Source organism: Dermacoccus abyssi, assembly GCF_003515945.1.
Taxonomy (GTDB): domain Bacteria; phylum Actinomycetota; class Actinomycetes; order Actinomycetales; family Dermatophilaceae; genus Dermacoccus; species Dermacoccus abyssi.
Genome location: NZ_QWLM01000013.1, coordinates 19,089 through 39,871, shown reverse-complemented (window position 1 = coordinate 39,871; position 20,783 = coordinate 19,089). Strand labels below are relative to the sequence as shown.

Sequence of the window (20,783 nt, the reverse complement as noted above, 5' to 3'; positions counted from 1 at the left end):
GGGTGGGCGCCGCGGGTCATCGGGGGTCTTCACCTCTACGGGCGCACTGCACAGGTGGCGTCAGACGATAGATTCTGGCGAGAACCTTTTCGATCATCGAGATCTCGGAGACGAACAACATGACCGACCTACCTGACACCGGGGTCGAGCGTCCGTACGGCGAACCGCCCGTGCTCGACGCCAAGCCCGACTACAAGGTGGCCTTCAAGCGCACCCTGGCGAAGTTCTCGCAGGATCAGTGCACCGACCTCGCCGCCGCGCTCACCTACTACTCCATCCAGGCCATGGTGCCCGCGATGATCGCCGGCCTCTCGCTGCTCGGGCTGTTCGGCGACGGCAAGAAGACGACGAACAGCGTCATCACGTCGATTGCCGCCATCGCCGGCACGGACGAGAGCGAACTCGGCGGCATCCGCAACTTCATCGACGGCCTGCAGACGAGTGGTGGCGCCGGCTTCGCGTTCTTCTTCGGCATCCTGCTCTCGCTCTGGTCGGCCTCCGGATACGTAGGGGCCTTCGCCCGCATGCAGAACCGCATCTACGACGTCGCGGAAGGCCGTCCCGTCTTCAAGCTGCGCCTGTGGCTGTACCTCGTGACGATCATCCAGGTCATCCTGCTCGTCATCGCCGCGATGGCGCTCGTCATGACCGGCCCGGTGGCGAAGGAAGTGGGGTCGCTGATCGGACTCGGCGACACCGCCGTCATGGTCTGGGACATCGCGAAGTGGCCCTTCGTCGTCCTCATCGTGATGTTCATCATCGGCCTCATGTTCTGGGCCACGCCGAACGTGCGACGCCCCTTCAAGCAGGGCGTCTTGAACCCTGGCGCCGTGCTGGCGTTCTTCGTGTGGGTCATCGGCTCCGCGGCGTTCGCCTGGTACGTGTCCAACATGGGCAACTACGGCAAGTACGGCCAGCTCGCCACGGCGATCATGGTGCTGCTGTGGCTTTGGATCACGAACCTCGCGATGCTGTTCGGCGCCGAGTTCGACGCCGAGACGTTGCGTACCCGTCAGCTCAAGACGGGCTACCCGGCCGAGGAACTCATCCTCCTGCCCGTGCGCGACGAGAGTGGCATCGACAAGAAGGCCGAGAAGTACGACGACCTCGTGGAGGCGGCGCACCAACTGCGCGTCGACTCGGGCGTCCCGGATGAAGCGGTCGAGAACATGATGCCGGTCGTGCCGGCAGAGCGTTCGAACGAGCGCACCACCGCTGCGCAGAACAGCTCCCCGGAGAAGCAGCCGGTCACGCCGTCGACCCGCACGCTCGAGGGCGCGCCCAAGATCGCTGCCGCGACGAAGGACGAGGCGCCGGACCTCAGCGACGACGCCACCGTCACCAAGGCTCAGCGTCGAGCCGACGCCAAGCCGAGCCGCGACGCCGCGGCGCAGGCCGAGCACGAACGTGCCGAGGTGGCCGCCGACCGTGAGCAGCGCCGTCGCCGTGCGCTCGCCGAGGGCCAGCACAAGCGCGCCGTGCGGGAGCGTCTCGCCGCGCAGGAGGCGAAGGTCAAGGCCGAGCAGAAGAAGGTCGAGGCCGAGCGCCTCAAGGAGGCCAAGAAGGCGGAGGCGGAGCGTCCGCTGGAGGAGAAGTGGGCTGAGGTCGAGAGCAACCGTGCTCGCTACGACCACTCGAACACGCGTGAGTTCCGTGCCGTGAGCGCCGAGCGTGAAGACCGCCGTCGTCGGTGGTTCGAGGGCAAGCGGGGCTGATCTCCCGACTCGAAATGCGTGCACCCCACCCCGCCACGGGGGTGGGGTGCACGCATTTGGCCATTCTGAAGGCTCGCTTAGGATGTGGGTCGTGACTGACTCCGACCGCGCCCACACCGACCGCATCGTCTGGATCGACTGCGAGATGACGGGCCTCGACCTCGAGAACGACGCCCTCATCGAGGTCGCCGCGCTCGTCACCGACTTCGAACTCAACCAACTCGGCGACGGCGTCGACGTCGTCATTCGCCCCGAGCCGGAGGCTCTGGAGCAGATGGGCGATTTCGTGCGGGAGATGCACACCAAGTCCGGTCTGCTCGAGGAACTCGAGCACGGGGTGAGCATGGAGGAAGCCCAAGCCCTCGTCCTGGAGTACGTCATGACTCACGCTCCGGACGCTGGAAAGGCGCCGCTCGGCGGCAACACCGTGAGCACCGACCGTGGCTTCCTGGAGCGCGACATGCCCCAGCTGGCCGGCCACCTGCACTACCGCACGATCGATGTCTCCTCCATCAAGGAGCTCTCGCGCCGCTGGTACCCGCGGGCGTACTTCAACGCCCCCGCCAAGAACGGCGGTCACCGCGCTCTCGCCGACATCCGTGAGTCGATCGCGGAGTTGCGCTACTACCGTGAAGCGGTCTTCGTCGAGCAGCCCGGGCCGTCGTCCAACGAGGCCCAGGTCATCGCGAAGAAGTACCAGGTCGAGGGCTGACCTTCGGCCGCGCGCGATTAGGGGTTCGGCGGCGCCGTCGGGTATATTCGTCCGCGCTGCCTGACCCGGGGTTCCCCGGTCGCGCACATGGTGGGTATAGCTCAGCAGGTAGAGCACCTGGTTGTGGTCCAGGATGTCGCGGGTTCAAGTCCCGTTACTCACCCCAGACGCGAAACCCCCTGACATTTCAGGGGGTTTTGTGTTTTCGCAGGGCCTTCGCCTCGTGAGGCGCGGGTGCTGCGTGAGCCCCCGTAGCTCAGTTGGATAGAGCAAGAGCCTTCTAATCTCTAGGTCGCAGGTTCGAATCCTGTCGGGGGTACTCGTTGGTGCGGCGTGGGCCCGAGCGAAGCGAGTGGTCCGCGCCGCACCAACAGATGGCTGGCCAGGATTCGGGAGGAGCCTGCGACGGTTCCTGTCGGGGTGCGGTTCACTCGGGTGGGCCCGAGCGAAGCGAGTGGTCCGCGCCGCACCAACAGATGGCTGGCCGGGAGCCATCGCTCGAACGTGACTTTAGTCCCGAGCTGTGGGGCTGGCGGCTGCTATTTCACGACGATAGGTTAGGTTTACCTCGCTCAGGTATACCTAACCCGCTCTGGGGGTGCTCGTGTTCGGCAACTATCTCGTCGGTCTTCGCGAAGGCCTGGAGGCGTCGCTCGTCGTCGTCATCCTCGTCGCGTATCTCGTGAAGTCGGATCGACGACACCTCTTGCCGAGGATCTGGCTCGGCGTTGCCGCGGCTGTGGGTGTTTCCCTCGCCTTCGGCGCACTCCTCACGTACGGCCCCAACGGCCTGACGTTCGAGGCGCAGGAAGCCATCGGTGGTGGCCTGTCGATCGTCGCCGTCGGCTTCGTCACCTGGATGATCTTCTGGATGGCCCGTTCGGCGCGCACCCTCTCCGGTGACCTCAAGAGCCACGTCGATCGAGCAGCCGAAGCGTCGCGTGCCTCCCTCGTCGTCGTCGCGATGCTCGCCGTCGGCCGCGAAGGGCTCGAGACCGCGCTCTTCCTCTGGGCCGCGACGCAGGCGGCCAGCTCCGGCTCGTCGTCGTCCACCGCGCCGCTCGTGGGTGCCGCGCTCGGTATCGCGACGGCCGTCGTCCTCGCCTTCGCGTTCTACAAGGGGGCGCTCAAACTCAACCTGTCGAAGTTCTTCACGTGGACGGGTGGCTTCCTCATTCTCGTCGCCGCGGGTGTTCTCGCCTACGGCGTCCACGACCTGCAGGAAGCGCGCATCCTGCCCGGTCTGCACAACCTCGCCTTCGACGTGAGCGACACCATCGAGCCCACCTCGTGGCTCGGCACGCTCCTCAAGGGCACCCTCAACTTCTCGCCGGCCACGACGTGGCTGGAGCTCATCGTGTGGGTCAGTTACGTCGCCGTCGTCATGACGATCTTCGTCAAGCGCGTGCGTGCCTCCCACAACCCCAAGGCCGCGACGCAGGCTTCGACCACTCCCCAGAAAGTGACGGCATGACCACCCGACCCACCCTCGCTCGCAGCGGCGCCCTGCTCGCCGTCGCCGGCCTCGCACTCGCAGGCTGCACGAGCAACTCGTCCTCGTCCGACTCGAAGTCCGGCGACGGCAAGCTGACCGTCTCCTCGACCGCCTCCGAGTGCACGGTCTCCAAGTCCGAGGCGCCGTCGGGCAACGTCGTCTTCAGCGTGAAGAACGAGGGCGACAAGGTCACCGAGTTCTACCTCCTCGGTGAGGACAAGCTACGCATCGTCGGCGAGGTCGAAAACATCGCTCCGGGTCTCACGCGTGAACTCGTCGTCAAGGCGGCTCCGGGCGACTACTACACGGCGTGCAAGCCGGGCATGGTCGGCAAGGGCATCGCCGCCAAGTTCAAGGTCACCGATTCCGGCAAGGACCTCGCGCCCAGCGGAGCCGACAAGCAGCTCGTCGAGACCGCCGACAAGCAGTACCAGTCGTACGTCAAGGACCAGGCCAGCTCGCTCACGACCCAGACGACGAAGTTCGTCAACCTGTACAAGGCCGGTAAGGACGACGAAGCCCGCGCCCTCTACGCCAAGGCGCGTCTGCACTGGGAACGCATCGAGCCCGTGACCGAATCCTTCGGCGACCTCGACCCGAAGATGGACCTTCGCGAGGCCGACCTCGAGAAGGGCCAGGAGTGGACCGGCTGGCACCGTATCGAGAAGGACCTCTGGCCGCCGAAGACCGGCTACACGGCCATGTCGAAGGCCGATCGAACGAAGATCGCCGACCAGCTGCTCAAGGACACCAAGACCCTCGAGACGCGCACGAAGACGACGACGTTCTCCGCCGACAAGATCGGCAACGGTGCGAAGGCGCTCATGGACGAGGTTGCCACCGGCAAGGTCACCGGCGAGGAAGAAGCCTGGTCGCACACCGACCTGTGGGACTTCCAGGGCAACGTCGACGGCGCCCGCATCGCATGGGAGAACCTGCGTCCGCTGCTCAAGAAGAAGGACGCGTCGCTCGATTCGAGCATCGCGACGAAGTTCGCCGCGCTGCAGAAGCTGCTCGACAAGCACAAGGTCTCGGGCTCGGGTGACGACGTCGTCTTCAAGACGTACGACAAGCTGAGTGACGCCGAGGTCAAGGAACTGTCGAATGCAGTGAACGCCCTGAGTGAGCCGCTGTCGAAGCTGACCGCAGCCGTCACGTTGTAAGGTGTTCCTTCGCCCCCGCGCTCGGCGTGGGGGCGAAGGCAACCGCGCGGGAAGCCGCGCGCGAAGGAGGAGAGTGAGCATGGCGAACGTCTCGCGCCGCGGGATGCTCGGCTTCGCCGGTGGTGGAGCGGCACTCGGTGCTGCCGGTTTCGCGGGGGGTTGGGGTGCCTCTCACGCCGCAGCCGATGAAAAGCCGTCGCCGGGGGAGCGCACCTACGACTTCTTCGGTGAACACCAGTCGGGCATCGTCACGCCTGCGCAGGACAGGCTCTACTTCGCGACGTTCGACGTCACTGCCACGACGCGCGACGAACTCGAGTCGCTCCTGCGGGCGTGGAGCCTCGCCGCCGAGCGGATGATGCGCGGCGAGACGGCCTCCGACGAGGCCACCGCCTACGACGCGCCACCCGCCGACACGGGTGAGGCCCAAGACCTTCCGCCGTCCGGCCTGACGATCACCTTCGGCTTCGGTCCGACGCTGTTCCGCGACGAGAAGGGCAAGGACCGGTTCGGGCTCGCGGACAAGCAGCCCAAGGAACTGCGCGAACTGCCGCACTTCCCGGCCGACAAGCTCGACCCGCGCCGCAGTGGCGGCGACATCGCCGTTCAAGCCTGTGCCGACGACCCCCAGGTGGCCGTGCACGCCATCCGCAACCTGTCTCGCATCGCCTTCGGACTGGCCGCCATCCGGTGGGCGCAGCTCGGTTTCGGGCGTACCAGCTCGACCTCGACGAGCCAGGCCACGCCGCGCAACCTCTTCGGCTTCAAGGACGGTACGGCCAACATCAAGGCCGAGAGCCGTGACGTCGTCGACGACCACGTGTGGGTGGGCCGGGGTGACGACCCGAAGGCCGACTGGATGGCAGGCGGCTCCTACCTCGTGGCACGTCGCATCACGATGCACCTCGAGACCTGGGACCGATCGAGCCTGCGCGAGCAGGAAGCCATCATCGGGCGTGACCGCCCCGAAGGTGCGCCGCTTTCCGGTGGCAAGGAGTTCGACGAGCCGAAGTTCGACGTCAAGGGACGCGGGGGCGAGCCGCTCATCGCGAAGAACTCGCACGTCTTCCTCGCCCACCCGAAGAACAACGGCGGCGCGCAGATGCTGCGACGCGGTTACAACTTCACCGACGGAAACGATGCCTTGGGACGACTCGACGCAGGGCTCTTCTTCCTCGCCTACGTGCGGCGGCCGTCACGCCAGTACATCCCCATGCAGATGCGGATGTCGCGTGAGGATGCGCTCATGGAGTACCTCAAGCACACAGGTTCCGGCTTGTTCGCCGTGCCGCCGGGAGTGCCCAAGGGCGGCTTCGTGGGTCAGCAACTCTTCACATCCTGACGCGTTCCAAGTTGAGTGCGCGCCAACGGCATACGAGACTGTACGGGTGAACAAAGTTTTCGACGGTGCGCGCCTGCACCGCGCCGTGGGCGAGTTGCGTGCCGCTGTCGCCGCCAACGCCCTCCCCTTCGAGACGGCTGACGTCGCCAAGCAGCGCCGCGAGCAGGGGGAGCTCGTGTCGCAGCTCGACGACTACGTCCTGCCGCGCCTCGAATCCCTCGACGCCCCGCTGCTCGCCGTCATCGGTGGCTCGACGGGCGCAGGCAAGTCGACGCTGGTCAACTCCATCGTGCGTGAGCAGGTGACACGCTCCGGCGTCCTGCGCCCGACGACGCGAGCCTCGGTGCTCATCCACCACCCCTCGGACGCTCAATGGTTCACCGGCGAGCGCGTCCTGCCGGGTCTCTCGCGCATCACCGGCGCTGCGACGCAGGGTGACGACCCGTCGTCGCTGCGCCTCGTCGCGTCCGCCTCCGTGCCCCGCGGTCTCGCGCTGCTCGACGCCCCTGACATCGACTCGGTCGTCTCCGCCAACCGCGACCTTGCGCGCCAGCTGCTTTCCGCGGCTGATCTGTGGCTCTTCGTCACGACCGCTGTCCGCTACGCCGACGCCGTGCCGTGGGAGATGCTCGAGCAGGCCATCGACCGCGGGACGTCCGTGGCCGTCGTGCTCGACCGCGTGCCTCGTGACGCGATGGAGGAGGTGCGCGCCGACCTCGCGCGCATGCTCGCGGCGCAGGGCCTCGGCCAGTCGCCGGTGTTCGCCGTCGCAGAATCGCCGCTCGAAGAGAACGGCATGCTGCCGCACATCGAGGTCGAGCGTATCTCCAGCTGGCTGCACTCGCTGGCCGACGACGCCCTGTCGCGTCAGGTCGTCATCCGTCGAACGCTCGACGGGGCACTCGACTCCCTCGACGGGCGCGCCCGCGGTGCTATCGCCGCCGGACGCGCGCAGCACGAGGCGGCGACGACGTTGGCCGGCGCCGCGTCCGAGGCTTACTCCGAGCAGCTGCGCGCGGTCGAGGAAGGCCTCAAGGACGGCACCCTGCTGCGCGGCGAGGTGCTCGCGCGCTGGCAGGAACTCGTCGGTACCGGCGAGCTGCTCAAGCAGTTCGAGGCCGGCGTGAGCAAGCTCCGCGATCGTGTCACCGGCTTCTTCCGCGCCCGCACCGAGACCGCTGCTCCGGCTCGTGATCTGGGGGAGGCCCTCCAGTCCGGTGTCGCACAGCTCGTCACGTCGCACGGAGAATCGGCTGCCCTCGACGCGGGCCGCGCCTGGCGACTCGACCCTGCGGGCAAGCCGATCATGGCCCGCCACCCCGAACTGAACGCCGCGAGCCCCGAGCTCACGTCCACGGTCGAACGTCTCGTCCGCGACTGGCAGGGCGATGTGCTCGACCTCGTGCGGGAAGAGGCAGGCGACAAGCGCACGACAGCGCGCTTCCTCGCCTTCGGCGTCAACGGCATCGCCGTCATGCTCATGCTCATCACGTTCGCCTCGACGTACGGTCTGAGCGGTGCGGAGGTCGGCATCGCGGGAGGCTCGGCCGTTCTCGCGCAGCGCCTCCTCGAAGCGATTTTCGGCGACCAGGCCGTTCGTACCCTGGCGAACCGGGCCCGCGGCATGCTGCTTGAGCGCATCACCGAGCTGTTCGAGCGTGAGGAGCAGCGCTACGACGCAGCCCTCGCAGAGGTCGCGCTCGCTCCAGGCGCCCCCGAGCGCATCGAGAAGGCCCTCGCGGCCGTGAAGGACGCACGATGAGTTGGAACCCGTTCGCCCGCGGTAAGCGCGAGGAGCGCCCCGTCGTGGCCCCGGTGTCGCGCGAGGAGGTCGACGGCCGCGCCGGCGCTCTCCAGCGCGCGCTGACGCTCGGCGGGGCGGCTCTGCCCGCCGACGACGTCGCAGTGGCTCGCAAGCTCCTGGCGCGCGTCGCCGAACGTTCGCGCCTCGGGGGCGACCACACCGTCGTCGCCTTGGCCGGCGCTACGGGCTCCGGCAAGTCGAGCTTGTTCAACCTCCTCGTCGGGGAGCCCGTCTCCCGCATCGGTGCGCGACGTCCGACGACCTCGCGCGCCTCCGCCGCCATCTGGGGCGAGAGCGTGCCGGGAGAACTGCTCGACTGGCTCGACATCTCCGCACGTCACCAGGTGCACCCGAGCATGCCGCGCTACGCCGAGCTCGACGGCCTCGTGCTCCTCGACCTTCCCGACTTCGATTCCCGCGTGCGCGAGCACCGTGCCGAGGCCGACCGCGTGCTCGAGATGTGTGACCTGTTCGTGTGGGTCACCGACCCGCAGAAGTACGCCGACGCCGTCCTGCACGAGCAGTACGTGCGCCAGCTGGCCGTCGCGAAGGCGACGTCCGTCGTCGTCCTCAACCAGGTCGACCGGCTCACGCCCGAGGCCGCGCAGAGCTGCCTCGCCGACCTCACGCGTCTGCTCGAGGAGGACGGGCTGACCGATGCTGTCGTTCTGCCGACCTCGACGATCGCCACGGGTGGCGGCGAGTTGCTCATCGACGCCCTCGCCGACCTCGTGCAGTCGAAGAACGCCTCCGACCGACGTCTGGCCGGCGATCTGCGGCACCAGGCACAGCGCCTCAACTCGCACGTCGGAGCCGTTCGTCCCCAGCGGGTCACCGGATCGAACGACGAACTCGTCTCGGCGCTCGCAGACTCCGCCGGTGTCAACGTGGCGCTCGACGCTGTGGAACGCGACTACCGGGTCGAAGCGGCCCGCCGCACCGGTTGGCCGTTCACGCGCTGGACGCAGAACCTCAAGGCCAAGCCGCTCTCCCGTCTGGGTCTCGATACCCAGGCCGAAGCGAACCTCAGCCGTGCGGACCGCCGCATCGCTCTCGGAAAGTCGTCGCTGCCGCCGGCGAGCCCCGCTGCCCGCGCAGCCGTCGATCTCGCGACGAGGCGCCTCGGCGAGCGGGCCTCCGACGGGATGCCTGCTCCGTGGGCCGACGAGGTGCGCGCCGCCGCCACGCCGCGGGACGGCTCGATGACCGACGCGCTCGACCAGGCCGTGATGCGTACTCCGTTGCGCGGACGTTTCCCCGCGTGGTGGCGCGTTGCCGCCGTACTCCAGTGGATCTTCGCCGCGGTGGCGCTGGCGGGGGCCGTGTGGCTGCTCGTGCTCTTCGGCTTCAGCATGATGCAGATCCACGTCGGAGTGCCGACGCTCGGTGGCGACTGGTTGCCGATTCCGCTCGTCATGCTCGTGGTCGGGCTGTTGCTCGGCTTCCTGCTCGCCCTGTTGGCGCGATCCCTTGCCCGCGCCGGTGCGGCGCGTGCTCGCGTCGACGCTCGTGAGCGCCTGTACGCGGCCATCACGGAGGTTGCCCAGGAGCGCATTGTGGCGCCGGTCGCCGCAGTCGTGACGCGTCACGACGACACGGCGAAGGCGCTTGCACAAGCCTCGGAGTAACTCTCACCTGTGGAAAGGCCTCCCCGGACACGTTCCGGGGATGCCTTTCCACACCCTCGAAGGCTCTGCCCTGGTCAGGTGACGGGCGACGTTCCTAGCGTCGTCGGCGTGGGTGAGTGCCCGTCGCCGAACCCGGTTCGGTGCACACGAGGAGGAGAGAGTCATGAACGAAGTGAAGGTCGATGTCAGCGGCACCGTGGTGAGCGACCCCGTCCTGCGGGAAACGCGGGCCGGTGATCCCTTCGTCAGTTTCCGCATCGCGGTCAACCCGCGCCGCTGGAACGCCGAGGACGGTTCGTGGAGCGACGGCGAAGCGCAGTTCTTCAGCGTCACGGCCTTTCGGGCGCTCGCGGGCAACGCCTACCACTCGCTCACCAAGGGCCAGCACGTCATGGTCACCGGGCGCTTGCGGCTCACGCAGTACGAAGCGCGTGACGGCGAACTGCGCACGAGCGCACAGATCGACGCCCACGACATCGGGCCGTCGTTGAAGTTCGGTCAGAGCACGTTCACCAAGAGCGTTCGGCCGGTCATCCCGAGCAATGACCGTCTGGCCGACGACGCCGTCACCCTCGCCATGCGTGAGCTGGAGGGTGACCTCGCGCCGGATGAGGGCGACAGCGATGCGCGGCAGGACGCGGTGACCGAGGGCAAGGAGGTCGGTGCGGCCGACATCAACGGCCAGGCGGGCACCGGTGACGCCGCGACAGAACAGGGAGAGCGGCTCGCCTCGTGAGCGAACGCGACGGCGTGCGTGTCACGAGCCCGGAGCCGTGAGCCCGGTCTCCGGCGTCGGAACAGGCCGGGTGCGCAGTGACGAGTCGCGCCGTGCCGCGCGAAACCGATAGCCTCTGAGCCATGGCAGAGTTCATCTACACCATGACCAAGGCACGCAAGGCCGTTGGCGACAAGGTGATCCTCGACGACGTCTCGATGTCGTTCTACCCGGGCGCGAAGATCGGCGTCGTCGGCCCGAACGGCGCCGGCAAGTCGACCATCCTCAAGATCATGGCCGGCCTCGACCAGCCGAGCAACGGCGAAGCACGCCTGTCGCCCGGCTACTCGGTGGGCATCCTGCTCCAGGAGCCGCCGCTCAACGAGGACAAGACCGTGCGCGGCAACGTCGAAGAGGGTCTCGGGCAGATCAAGCAGGATCTCGACCGCTACAACGAGATCTCCGCCGAGATGGCCGAACCGGACGCCGACTTCGACGCCCTCATGGAGGAGATGGGCAAGCTCCAGGAGAAGATCGACGCGGCTGACGCGTGGGATCTCGACAGCCAGCTCGAGCAGGCCATGGACGCCCTGCGGTGCCCGCCCGGTGACGCAGACGTCAGCGTGCTCTCCGGTGGCGAGAAGCGCCGCGTCGCCCTGTGCAAGCTCCTGCTGCAGAAGCCCGACCTTCTCCTGCTCGACGAGCCCACCAACCACCTCGACGCGGAGTCCGTCCTCTGGCTCGAGCAGCACCTCGCCTCCTACGCCGGCGCTGTGCTCGCCGTGACCCACGACCGGTACTTCCTCGACAACATCGCCGGCTGGATCTGCGAGGTCGACCGCGGCCGCCTCTACCCGTACGAGGGCAACTACTCCACCTACCTGGAGAAGAAGCAGGAGCGCCTCACGGTCCAGGGCAAGAAGGATCAGAAGCTCGCGAAGCGCCTGAAGGACGAGCTCGAGTGGGTCCGCTCCAACGCCAAGGCTCGCCAGACAAAGAGCAAGGCCCGCCTCGCCCGCTACGAGGAGATGGCTGCCGAGGCCGAGCGCACGCGCAAGCTCGACTTCGAGGAAATCCAGATCCCGCCGGGCCCGCGCCTCGGCGCCCAGGTCATCGAGGTCACCGACCTCAAGAAGGGCTTCGGCGACCGCGTCCTCATCGACGGTCTGTCGTTCACGCTTCCGCGTAACGGCATCGTCGGCGTCATCGGCCCGAACGGTGTCGGCAAGACGACGCTCTTCAAGACCATCGTCGGCCTCGAAGAGCCCGACGGGGGCACCGTCAAGATCGGTGACACGGTCTCGATCAGCTACGTCGACCAGAACCGCGGCGGCATCGACTCCGAAGCCACCCTGTTCGAGGTCGTCTCCGAAGGAAACGACCACATCCAGGTCGGTCAGGTCGAGATCCCGGCCCGTGCGTATGTCTCGCAGTTCGGCTTCAAGGGGCCGGACCAGCAGAAGAAGGCCGGTGTCCTCTCCGGTGGTGAGCGCAACCGCCTCAACCTCGCGCTCACCCTCAAGCAGGGCGGCAACCTGCTCCTTCTCGACGAGCCGACCAACGACCTCGACGTCGAAACCCTCGGCTCCCTCGAGAACGCGCTGCTCAACTTCCCGGGCTGCGCCGTGGTCATCAGCCACGATCGCTGGTTCCTCGACCGCGTCGCGACGCACATCCTCGCCTACGAAGGCACCGACGAGAACCCCTCGGCGTGGTACTGGTTCGAAGGCAACTTCGACGACTACGAGAAGAACAAGATCGAGCGCCTCGGTGCCGAAGCCGCACGCCCCCACCGCGTGACGCACCGCCGCCTCACGCGCGATTAGCCGATCGTTGGCCCGTCTTCCGGGTTGAGTTCCTCGCGGGCTCGGAACTCAACCTCGGTGCGACAGGCAGCCTCTCCCTTGCGCCGTCTTCCGGCGAACTGACCTCGCAAGCTCGCTCAGTTCGCTCGGTGCGACAGCGCGTCGGGCGTCGCTTCACAAAAGCCCACGGTGTGACCCTCGCAAGCTCGGGTCACACCGTGGGCTTTTGTGCGCTCCGAGTCCGCTTCCAGCGTGGTTCCGCTTGTGTTGTCGGGGCGGCTCCGAGGGTGTTGGGCTCGTGGCCTCACAGGTTCAGGCGAGGGGGAGCCGCCGAAATTGGGTCAGTGACCCTGCAGACGGCTGTGTGAGGGTTACCTAAGTTAGGGTGACTGCGTCCTACCCCGTGCGAAAGGGAACCATGTCACCCTCGTTCGAGCGCCTCGTCGTCAACGCCTTCGGCGCCAAGAACACCGAGCTGGTCGTGCTCGAAAGCGAACCCCTCACGCCTCACTACCACCGCGTGCACGTCGACTGCGGCGACTTCCTGCGCAGCCACGGGGTGCACCCGTCGATGTGGCTTCGCCTGTGGTTCGACGACGACGGCAAGGACCACCAGCGTGCCTTCACCCTCGTCGACGCCGACGAGGCGAGCGGCCGCGCCACCCTCGAATTCGCGCTCCACGACGGCGTGGCCGCTCGTTGGTCGCAGAACGTCACCGCCGGCACCCGCATTCGCGCGTCCTTGCTCGGCTCCAAGTGCCCCTGGCCGTCCGAGAAGCCGGCGCCCGGAACGTCCTGGGAGCGAACGGTCCTCATCGGCGGTACGGCGTGCGTACCTGCCATTCGGTCATTGCTGGATCACTGGTCCGAGGCTCCGGCAACGGTGCTCCTGCACAGCGAGTACGACGACGACCGCGACATTCCACTCGGCCTAGCGGCCGCTACAGACGTCGAGTGGTTCGCCATGGGCGACGAGGCGCTGCTCACTCGCACGCACGACTTCGCGGGCGAAGCCACGACGCGCTTCTGGGTCACGACTGAGGCCTCGGCCACGCGAGCCGTCGTGCGAGCCCTGCGCAAGGATCACGGTGTCGGTAAGGAACGGATCCACGCCCAGGCGTACTGGAGCGCGGCGGGCTGACTCAATCGCAGTGGCGCGCGAGACGCAGCTCGAGGTTCGCCTTCGCGCTCGGCCATTCGTGCGCCAGGATCGAGTAGACGACGGTTTCGCGCAGCGCGCCGTTGCTTGCGAGTCGATCCGCCCGCAGCACGCCGTCGAGGTGCGCCCCCAGGCGTTCGATCGCGGCGCGCGACTGCTGGTTCGACCAACTCGTCTCGTACCGGACGCCGGCGCACTGAGCCGTCTCGAACGCGTAGGTCATGAGCAGAAGCTTGCTCTCCACGTTCGTGCCCGTGCCGTGCGTCGACGCTCGATTCCACGTGTAACCGATCGACACGCGCGGTACCTCGGGCCGGATGTCGTAAAACGCCGTACTGCCGAGCACGGTGCCGTCCGACTGACGCACCGCGACGAACGGCACCATCGATCCCTCGTCCTTGAGGCGCAGACGCTCGTCGATCATCTGGGCGATGCCCTCCGGGCGCGGCACCGAGGTGTACCAGCGCGTCCACATCTGCCCGTCGTTCGTGGCCTCGACGAGCCCGTCGTGGTGGTCGTGGGAGAGGGGCTCTAGGCGTACGAGAGAGCCGGAGAGCGTGATGTCGCGATCGATGTCCGTCATGGCTCCACCTCACACCGTTCCTCGCCCGAAGTCACGCACGTTCCGGCGCGTGGTCACATCGCCACGAAGCGGGCCCTCAGTCGAGAACCGAGAGGTCCTTGACGCGCATCATGCCCTCCTGGGCGACCGTCGCGACGAGGGTGCCGTCACGCGTGAACATGCGCCCGGTACCGAGGCCGCGTCCGCCCTGGGCGGAGGGGGAATCCTGGGCATAGAGGATCCAGTCGTCGAGGCGCACCGGCCGGTGGAACCACATCGCGTGGTCGAGGCTCGCAGCGCGGAAGCCCGGCGTCACCCAGGCAACCCCGTTCGCGCGCATCGCCGACTCGAGCATCGTGTAGTCGGAGGCGTAGGCGAGCACGGCGGCGCCGAGCAGCGGGTCGTCCGGGATGGCGCTCAACGTGCGCATCCACAGGTGCTGCTGCGGCGTGCGTTCGGATGCGGGCTGCAGGTACAGCGCGCCCTCGACGTGACGGACGTCGACAGCCCGACCGTGCGCCCAGTGCTGCGCGATCGGGTGGTCGATGTCGCCGACGACGTCCGCTGTCGTCGGGAGGTCGAGCGGGTCGGTGACCTCGGGCATGGGCACCTGGTGGTCGATGCCCTCGGCCTCTTCCTGGAAGCTCATGATGACGCTCATGATGGGCGCGCCCTTCTGGATGGCGTGAACTCGGCGCGCGGAGAAGGAACCGCCGTCACGCAGGCGCTCCACGGCGAAGTGAACGGGCTGCATCGAGTCGCCCGGGCGCAGGAAATAGCCGTGCAGTGAGTGGATGAAGCGTGGCGGGCGCCCGTCCGCGGGGGTCACGGTGCGACCGGCCGCGATGACGCACTGTGCCAGCACCTGCCCGCCGAAGATGCGCCCGTGGGGCTGCGGCTGGGACTCTCCGATGAAGACGTCCGCCTCGCTCTGGCCGAGGTCGGCCAGGCTCGTCTGCGCGCTGAACGTGGCGCTCACGGTCGCGCTTCCCACCGGCTGCAGATCGAGTACGTGCAGCAGCGAACTCATGGGGTCGACCGGAACCTGCGCTTCATCCTTGTTTTCGCTCACCCGGAGAGGTTACCCATCGGGAACGGGAGGTCGTGAACGTTTGGTGGACGGCGAGTGCACGGCACGTCACCCGACGCGCCACAATGCAGGTATGAGTTTCGCTCCCGAACGCTGCTCCGTCGTTCCCGTGCCCTTGCGCTGGTCCGACATGGATGCCTACGGGCACGTCAACAACGTGCAGTTCCTGCGGCTCCTCGAGGACGCCCGCATCCTCGCCTTCGCCGAATGGTTCGGGCGTGCTCGATCGGTCGTCGGTGAGGGAATCATCGTGGCGCGCCACGAGATCGAGTACCGCGCGCCTCTCGTGTTCCGCATCGAACCGATCGAGGTCGCCATGTGGGTGACCCGGCTGACCGGCGCGTCGTACGACATCGGTTACGAGGTCCGTGACGGTGGCGTCGGTTCCACGGCGTACGCCCTGGCCGAGACCACGCTCGTCGGGTACGACTTCGAGGCCGAACGTCCTCGTCGTCTTGATCCTGTCGACCGCGACAGCCTGTCGACGTTTCTCGGACCTGCGGTGCCTTTCCGCCACAACAGCGCCAAGCGCGCGGAGCGTTCGTCGTCGTGACGGGCCCGCTCCATCTCGCCGACCACGAGACGGCCGAGGACCTCGCCACCTTCGTCTCACGCGCACGCACGCTCGAAGACGACGGTGCCATCCGTCTCCAGGCGGACGGCGCGACGCTTGCCACGTGGGTGGGCGTCCGCAAGGGGCGCGGGCTCATGGGAGAGGGAACCGTCGTCGGGCTTCGAGTCCTCCGGCTGGCCGAACCGGTCGACCACCCCCTCGACACCGTCGTGCCGCTGCGCGCCGTCAGCGACCGCTTGGCGCGTCGTCGGAACGCCGACACGCGCCTGCTCGAGGTGCCGCCCACCACCGTGCGTACCACGTGGGCTGCGGTGACACCCCCGCGAGCCGGCTGGTCCCCGCTCGCGCGACTACCCCTGGCGGATCTCGTCCAGGTTGCCCGTGACGGTATCGCCGAGGTGGCCGAGGGCACCCCGCAGGGAGCTGGCGCAGCCGCCGTCGAGCAGCTGCGCGAGAAGGTCTGGAACCGGCCCATCGCGGGAGATCTGGGCGGTGCCGACGGGCTTCCGGCGGGCGCGGCGCTCGGCATCTACGCGCTCGGCTTCGCCATTGGTTCGGAGGCCCACGTCTACGGCACGGCCCGGTGGCGTCGCGTCTCCACGTCCGTGGGCCACGTGCTCGTACGGTGAGGCGTCGATAGGCTCGCTCGTATGACGCGTTCCTCCGATGTCCGACGCCTGCCCGCACCGACGACGCCCGATCCCCGCGAGGCTCCCGCGCTGGCCTGGGGTGTCGTCGCCCCCGGGGGTATCGCGCGAACGTTCGCGTCCGCGATCGGCGCGGAGACGCAGCAGCGCATCGTCGCCGTCGGGTCGCGCAGCCTGGAGCGCGCGCAGAGTTTCGTCGACGAATTCGCGCCGACAGCAACGGCGTACGGCTCTTACGACGCGTTGGTTGCTGACCCCGCGGTCGACGTCGTCTATGTGGCGTCCCCGCACAGCGAGCACCGGGAGCACGCGCTGGCCGCGATCCGCGCAGGCAAGCACGTGCTCGTCGAGAAGGCCTTCACGCGCAACGTCAGGGAGGCGCGGGAGGTTCTCGACGCGGCCCACGACGCGGGTGTCTTCTGCATGGAGGCAATGTGGTCACGCTTCCTGCCCCACTACGACGTCGTTCGTCGTGCGGTGGACACCGGACTCATCGGCGACCTCAAGTGGATCGCCGCCGACCATGGCCAGGCTCTCCACCCCGACGGCCCGCAGCGGCTGAGCGATCCTGCTCTCGCCGGAGGGGCGCTGCTCGACCTCGGGATCTACCCCCTGTCGTTCGCCGCGATGCTCGTACCCGAGTTCACCACGGTGAGCGCCCGGGGAACGCTCACCGCTGAAGGCGTCGACGAGTCCGAGGTCATCGTGCTCACGGCTGCCGACGGCGTCGTCGCCCAGGCTGCGACGACGATGGCCACCCAGACACCGAACACGGCCGTCGTCGCCGGCACGAAGGGACGCCTCGAGATCGACGGCTGGTTCTACTTCCCGACGCGAGTGCGGCTTCTCGCGAACGATGGGCAGCTGCTCGACGAGTACCGCTCCGCCGACACGATCCACGCCCTCCACTACGAGGCCGCCGAGGCGGCGCGCCTCATCGCGGCGGGGGATCGCGAGTCGCCGCTCATGACCCACGCCGAAACGCTGCGTGTCATGGACCTCATGGACGAGGTGCGTCGTCAGCTGGGCGTCGTCTACCCCGGCGAGTGACCTCACGGACTCGTCGCTTCGCCTCTGGACGGAACTGAGTAAGCGTTGCCCCGGTGGAGAACGGTCTCGGCCGGGGCAACGTTCGTGAGGGATGGGTCGGTCAGGCGCGGGTGAACCACACCGTGACGTCGGTCGGCAGCGTGAGGTCGTCACGCTCGTCGCTGCGCACGACCACGACAGCACCATCGGGCAGCGTCGTGTCCGCACCGAAGTTCGTCACGCACCACAGATCCTCGTGACCCTCACGCGAGTTGACGAGAGCGACGGTGTCCTTCGGGCCGTCGACCCACGTCAGTGCGCCTTCGCCGAGACGGCGGGCGCGGCGCTCGCGCAACATGCGGCGGTAGAACTCGAGGGTCGAGCTCGCGACGCCGTCCTGCTGGTCCACGGCCAACTCGCCGTAGACGTCGGGCCGCGGCAGCCAGGGGGCGTCTGCGGAGCCGAAACCGAACGACGGAGCGTCCTTGACCCAGGGCATCGGGACGCGGCAGCCGTCGCGGCCTGCTTCGGTGTGGCCCGAACGCGCCCATGTCGGGTCCTGACGCGCTGCGTCCGGCATCGTCGTGTGCTCGGGTAGGCCTAGTTCCTCGCCCTGGTAGAGGTAGGCGCCGCCCGGCAGGGCCAGTTCGAGCGCCGTTGCCGCCTTCGCGCGGCGCAGGCCGAGGGCCGCATCCGGCTGCGGATCCTCGGCGCGGATGCCGTTGGGGCGTGGTTCACCGATCGGCAGTGCCAAGCGCGTAGCGTGACGCACGACGTCGTGGTTGCTCAGCACCCACGTCGTCGGGGCGCCGACAGCGTCGTTCGAGGCGTACGACGACGCGATGCTCTCGCGCATGTCGGCGGCGCGCCACGGGGTCTCGAGGAACGCGAAATTGAAGGCCTGGTGGAACTCGTCCGGGCGTACGTAGCGCGCGAGACGCTCCGGCGGGTTGACCCAGGCCTCCGCGCACATCGCCCGGTCGCCGGCCGAGTCGTAGCCGTCGGCGTCGACGGGGTTGTAGGAGTCGAGCACCTCACGCCACGCGCGGTAGATCTCGTGGACGCCGTCCTGGTCCCACATGGGGCCGCCGTTGTCGTGGCTGGCGTCGGAGAGGCCGGCCATCTTGGCGTGAGCGGAGTGGTCGGGCAGGCCATCGGCCTTGACGAGGCTGTGGGCCACATCGACGCGGAAACCGTCGACACCCCGATCGAGCCAGAACCTCAGGATGCTGAGGAACTCCTCGCGCACGGCCTCGTTGTTCCAGTTGAAGTCGGGCTGCTTGGGGTCGAACAAGTGCAGGTACCACTGCTCCGGGTTGCCGTCCGCGTCCGTGACACGCGTCCAGGCGTTGCCACCGAAGATGGCCTTCCAGTCGTTCGGTGGCTCCTCGCCGTTCTCGCCCTTGCCGTCGCGGAACATGTAGCGCTCACGCTCCGGCGAACCAGGGCCAGCCGCGAGGGCGGCCTTGAACCACTCGTGCTCGTCGGAGGAGTGGTTGGGCACGAGGTCGACGATGACGCGCAGGTCGAGTTCGTGCGCGCGGTTGATGAGGTCATCGGCGTCGCTCAGCGAACCGAAGAGGGGATCGATGTCGCGGTAATCGGCGACGTCGTACCCCGCGTCAGCCATGGGCGAGCGGTAGAAGGGGGAGATCCACAGGGCGTCGACACCGAGGTCGCGGAGGTAGGGCAGCTTCGAGGTGATGCCCGGCAGGTCGCCGACGCCGTCACCGTTCGAGTCGACCCACGAGCGCGGGTAGACCTGGTAGATCGTCGACGAGCGCCACCACTCGGCCTCTGGCGTCTGGTCGTGGGCGGGTGCGGACTGGCTGTTCCAGGTGGTCGTTTGGCTCACCGACCCAGTGTGCCAACCGAGGTCTGCCCACGCGAAACGCGTTTCACCGTTGGCGGCAGGGCCAGACTCAGCGGATCGGGTTCTCCGGTTCAGGGCCGGGGGTGTTGACGAGGCTGTACGCAGCACGCACGAGGTAGTCGCGCAGGAGCGCATCGAGTTCCGGCTCGAGATCGACGGCGTCGCAGGCAGCCATGATGTGGGTGAGCCAGCGGTCACGCTGCTCCGGTGTGACGGCGAACGGCATGTGACGCATCCGCAGACGTGGGTGTCCGCGCTCCTCGGAGTACGTCGTCGGGCCGCCCCAGTACTGCTCGAGGAACATCTCGAAACGGCGCTTCGCCGGTTCGAGATCCTCCTCGGGGTACAACGCCCGCAGCTTCTCGTCCGAGGCCACGCCGTCGTAGAAGACTTCGACGAGGCGGTGGAACGTCTCGTGGCCGCCGAACCTCTCGTACAGGGTTGCCTCAGTCATGTCACCAGTCTTGCACCCGGGGCCGACTACTTCACGGGCGGCAGGTTCGGGTTGACGTTGCCGTAGCCCGGAACGACCGGTGGTGCTTTCACTCCGGCGTTTTCCAGGGCGATGACGGCGCGGCGTCGCAGTTCGCGCGTCACACCGAAGTTCTCGTTCGGTGCCGTCTTGGCGATGACCCGAAAGGTTATCGCGCCTCCTCCGACCGATTCGACACCCGCGACGTCGGGGCGCTCGATGAGCTTGGCGCCCCACGTCTCGTCCTGCCACAGCGCGTCGACGACCTCGTCGAGCACCGAGGTGACCTTGCGAATGTCCGCGTCGTACGACACCGGGACGTCGACCAGCGAGGTCGACCAGCCCTGGGAGCGGTTCGCGACGCGGATGATCTCGCCGTTGCGCACGTACCAGACGACGCCGTTGGCGTCGCGCAGCCGAGTGATGCGCAGCGTCACCTCCTCGACGGTGCCGACGGCCTCTCCGGTGTCGATGACATCGCCGACGCCGTACTGGTCCTCGAAGATCATGAAGATGCCGGACAGATAGTCCTTCACGAGGGACTGCGCGCCGAAGCCGACGGCGACACCGGCCACGCCGGCGCTCGCCATGAGCGGGCCGAGCTGGATGCCGAGCTGCGCGGCGACCGTGAGGGTCGCGACGGCGAGGACGACGACCGTCGTCACCGACCGCAGGAGCGAGCCCATCGTTGCCGCGCGCTGACGGCGGCGCTCGTCGTCGAGGCCAGCGGCGGCCCGCAGACGGGCCCTCGCGGGGGAGAGAGCGCCCTCCTTGCCGACCACCTCCGGCGTGGTGCCTCGCGTCTCCATCGCGTGGACCGCGCGGGTGATGGCCCGGTGCAGGATCCAGCGCACGGCCAGAGCTCCCAGGACGACCACGACGATCTGCAGCGGAGTGCCGACCAGCCACTCCCAGCCCTCGGGCAGGGATGCGGCATGGGGGACGAAGGACGGTGCAGCCATGCCTGCCATCCAACCATCCCGTCGAACGGCTGGAAC

Annotated in this window: 18 protein-coding genes and 2 tRNA genes; 15 read left to right on the top strand and 5 right to left on the bottom strand. The window is 68.0% G+C overall.

Annotated elements, in window-relative coordinates; all coding sequences use genetic code 11:
- Positions 1-119 precede the first annotated feature (119 nt).
- From D1832_RS11140 to D1832_RS11085, 12 genes are all read left to right on the top strand, one after another.
- On the top strand, positions 120-1,715 hold the full coding sequence (locus tag D1832_RS11140) for a YihY/virulence factor BrkB family protein (protein ID WP_118914068.1): 1,596 nt from the start codon (positions 120-122) through the stop codon (positions 1,713-1,715).
- 82 nt (positions 1,716-1,797) lie between these two features.
- Positions 1,798-2,427: an oligoribonuclease gene (orn, locus tag D1832_RS11135; RefSeq protein WP_118914067.1), complete on the top strand. Its 630-nt coding sequence runs from the start codon at positions 1,798-1,800 to the stop codon at positions 2,425-2,427.
- Positions 2,428-2,517: 90 nt separating this feature from the next.
- Positions 2,518-2,593: transfer RNA gene (locus D1832_RS11130), tRNA-His, on the top strand.
- Between the two features lie 79 nt (positions 2,594-2,672).
- A tRNA-Arg gene (locus D1832_RS11125) sits at positions 2,673-2,746 on the top strand.
- A 285-nt stretch (positions 2,747-3,031) separates the two neighbouring features.
- Positions 3,032-3,901, top strand: coding sequence for an iron uptake transporter permease EfeU (gene efeU / locus D1832_RS11120; protein WP_118914145.1), 870 nt, complete (start codon positions 3,032-3,034; stop codon positions 3,899-3,901).
- Complete coding sequence (gene efeO / locus D1832_RS11115; protein ID WP_118914065.1) at positions 3,898-5,085, top strand: iron uptake system protein EfeO; 1,188 nt, start codon at positions 3,898-3,900, stop codon at positions 5,083-5,085. Before efeU ends, efeO begins: the two co-directional genes overlap by 4 nt.
- A gap of 79 nt (positions 5,086-5,164) precedes the next feature.
- Positions 5,165-6,427: an iron uptake transporter deferrochelatase/peroxidase subunit gene (efeB, locus tag D1832_RS11110; protein WP_118914063.1), complete on the top strand. Its 1,263-nt coding sequence runs from the start codon at positions 5,165-5,167 to the stop codon at positions 6,425-6,427.
- A gap of 46 nt (positions 6,428-6,473) precedes the next feature.
- The gene (locus D1832_RS11105; RefSeq protein ID WP_118914061.1) at positions 6,474-8,189 is read left to right on the top strand and encodes a dynamin family protein; all 1,716 of its coding nucleotides are present in this window, start codon (positions 6,474-6,476) and stop codon (positions 8,187-8,189) included.
- Positions 8,186-9,859 carry a GTPase family protein gene (locus D1832_RS11100; protein WP_118914059.1) on the top strand — a complete coding sequence of 558 codons (1,674 nt, stop codon included), beginning with the start codon at positions 8,186-8,188 and terminating at the stop codon, positions 9,857-9,859. The genes D1832_RS11105 and D1832_RS11100 overlap by 4 nt, the downstream gene beginning before the upstream one ends.
- 163 nt (positions 9,860-10,022) lie before the next feature.
- Positions 10,023-10,595 carry a single-stranded DNA-binding protein gene (ssb, locus tag D1832_RS11095; protein ID WP_118914057.1) on the top strand — a complete coding sequence of 191 codons (573 nt, stop codon included), beginning with the start codon at positions 10,023-10,025 and terminating at the stop codon, positions 10,593-10,595.
- Positions 10,596-10,717: 122 nt separating this feature from the next.
- Entirely contained in the window at positions 10,718-12,400 is a 1,683-nt protein-coding gene (gene ettA, locus D1832_RS11090; protein WP_047311350.1) for an energy-dependent translational throttle protein EttA, read from the top strand.
- A 397-nt stretch (positions 12,401-12,797) separates the two neighbouring features.
- Positions 12,798-13,520: a siderophore-interacting protein gene (locus D1832_RS11085; RefSeq protein ID WP_118914055.1), complete on the top strand. Its 723-nt coding sequence runs from the start codon at positions 12,798-12,800 to the stop codon at positions 13,518-13,520.
- A 1-nt stretch (position 13,521) separates the two neighbouring features.
- Here the strand turns inward: D1832_RS11085 and D1832_RS11080 are convergent, their stop codons facing one another.
- Positions 13,522-14,121: a GNAT family N-acetyltransferase gene (locus tag D1832_RS11080; protein ID WP_118914053.1), complete on the bottom strand. Its 600-nt coding sequence runs from the start codon at positions 14,119-14,121 to the stop codon at positions 13,522-13,524.
- Positions 14,122-14,197: 76 nt separating this feature from the next.
- The gene (locus D1832_RS11075; RefSeq protein ID WP_241510984.1) at positions 14,198-15,172 is read right to left on the bottom strand and encodes an acyl-CoA thioesterase; all 975 of its coding nucleotides are present in this window, start codon (positions 15,170-15,172) and stop codon (positions 14,198-14,200) included.
- Between the two features lie 91 nt (positions 15,173-15,263).
- Here D1832_RS11075 and D1832_RS11070 point away from each other — a divergent pair, with 91 nt between their 5' ends.
- Genes D1832_RS11070 through D1832_RS11060 form a run of 3 tightly spaced genes read left to right on the top strand, consistent with a single transcriptional unit; the run spans position 15,264 to position 17,461 of the window.
- A complete protein-coding gene (locus D1832_RS11070; protein WP_118914052.1) occupies positions 15,264-15,743 on the top strand; it encodes an acyl-CoA thioesterase in 480 nt (159 codons plus the stop codon).
- On the top strand, positions 15,740-16,393 hold the full coding sequence (locus D1832_RS11065) for a DUF8185 domain-containing protein (RefSeq protein WP_118914050.1): 654 nt from the start codon (positions 15,740-15,742) through the stop codon (positions 16,391-16,393). The genes D1832_RS11070 and D1832_RS11065 overlap by 4 nt, the downstream gene beginning before the upstream one ends.
- 21 nt (positions 16,394-16,414) lie before the next feature.
- The gene (locus D1832_RS11060) at positions 16,415-17,461 is read left to right on the top strand and encodes a Gfo/Idh/MocA family protein (RefSeq protein ID WP_118914048.1); all 1,047 of its coding nucleotides are present in this window, start codon (positions 16,415-16,417) and stop codon (positions 17,459-17,461) included.
- 100 nt (positions 17,462-17,561) lie between these two features.
- Here the strand turns inward: D1832_RS11060 and D1832_RS11055 are convergent, their stop codons facing one another.
- The 3 genes from D1832_RS11055 to D1832_RS11045 all read right to left on the bottom strand — a co-directional run bounded on the left by D1832_RS11055 (position 17,562) and on the right by D1832_RS11045 (position 20,747).
- Positions 17,562-19,295 (bottom strand): glycoside hydrolase family 13 protein, encoded by a 1,734-nt coding sequence (locus tag D1832_RS11055; RefSeq protein ID WP_118914047.1) that lies wholly within the window; start codon positions 19,293-19,295, stop codon positions 17,562-17,564.
- Between the two features lie 67 nt (positions 19,296-19,362).
- On the bottom strand, positions 19,363-19,767 hold the full coding sequence (locus tag D1832_RS11050; protein WP_118914045.1) for a globin: 405 nt from the start codon (positions 19,765-19,767) through the stop codon (positions 19,363-19,365).
- A gap of 26 nt (positions 19,768-19,793) precedes the next feature.
- The gene (locus D1832_RS11045) at positions 19,794-20,747 is read right to left on the bottom strand and encodes a mechanosensitive ion channel family protein (protein WP_118914142.1); all 954 of its coding nucleotides are present in this window, start codon (positions 20,745-20,747) and stop codon (positions 19,794-19,796) included.
- Positions 20,748-20,783: the final 36 nt, after the last annotated feature.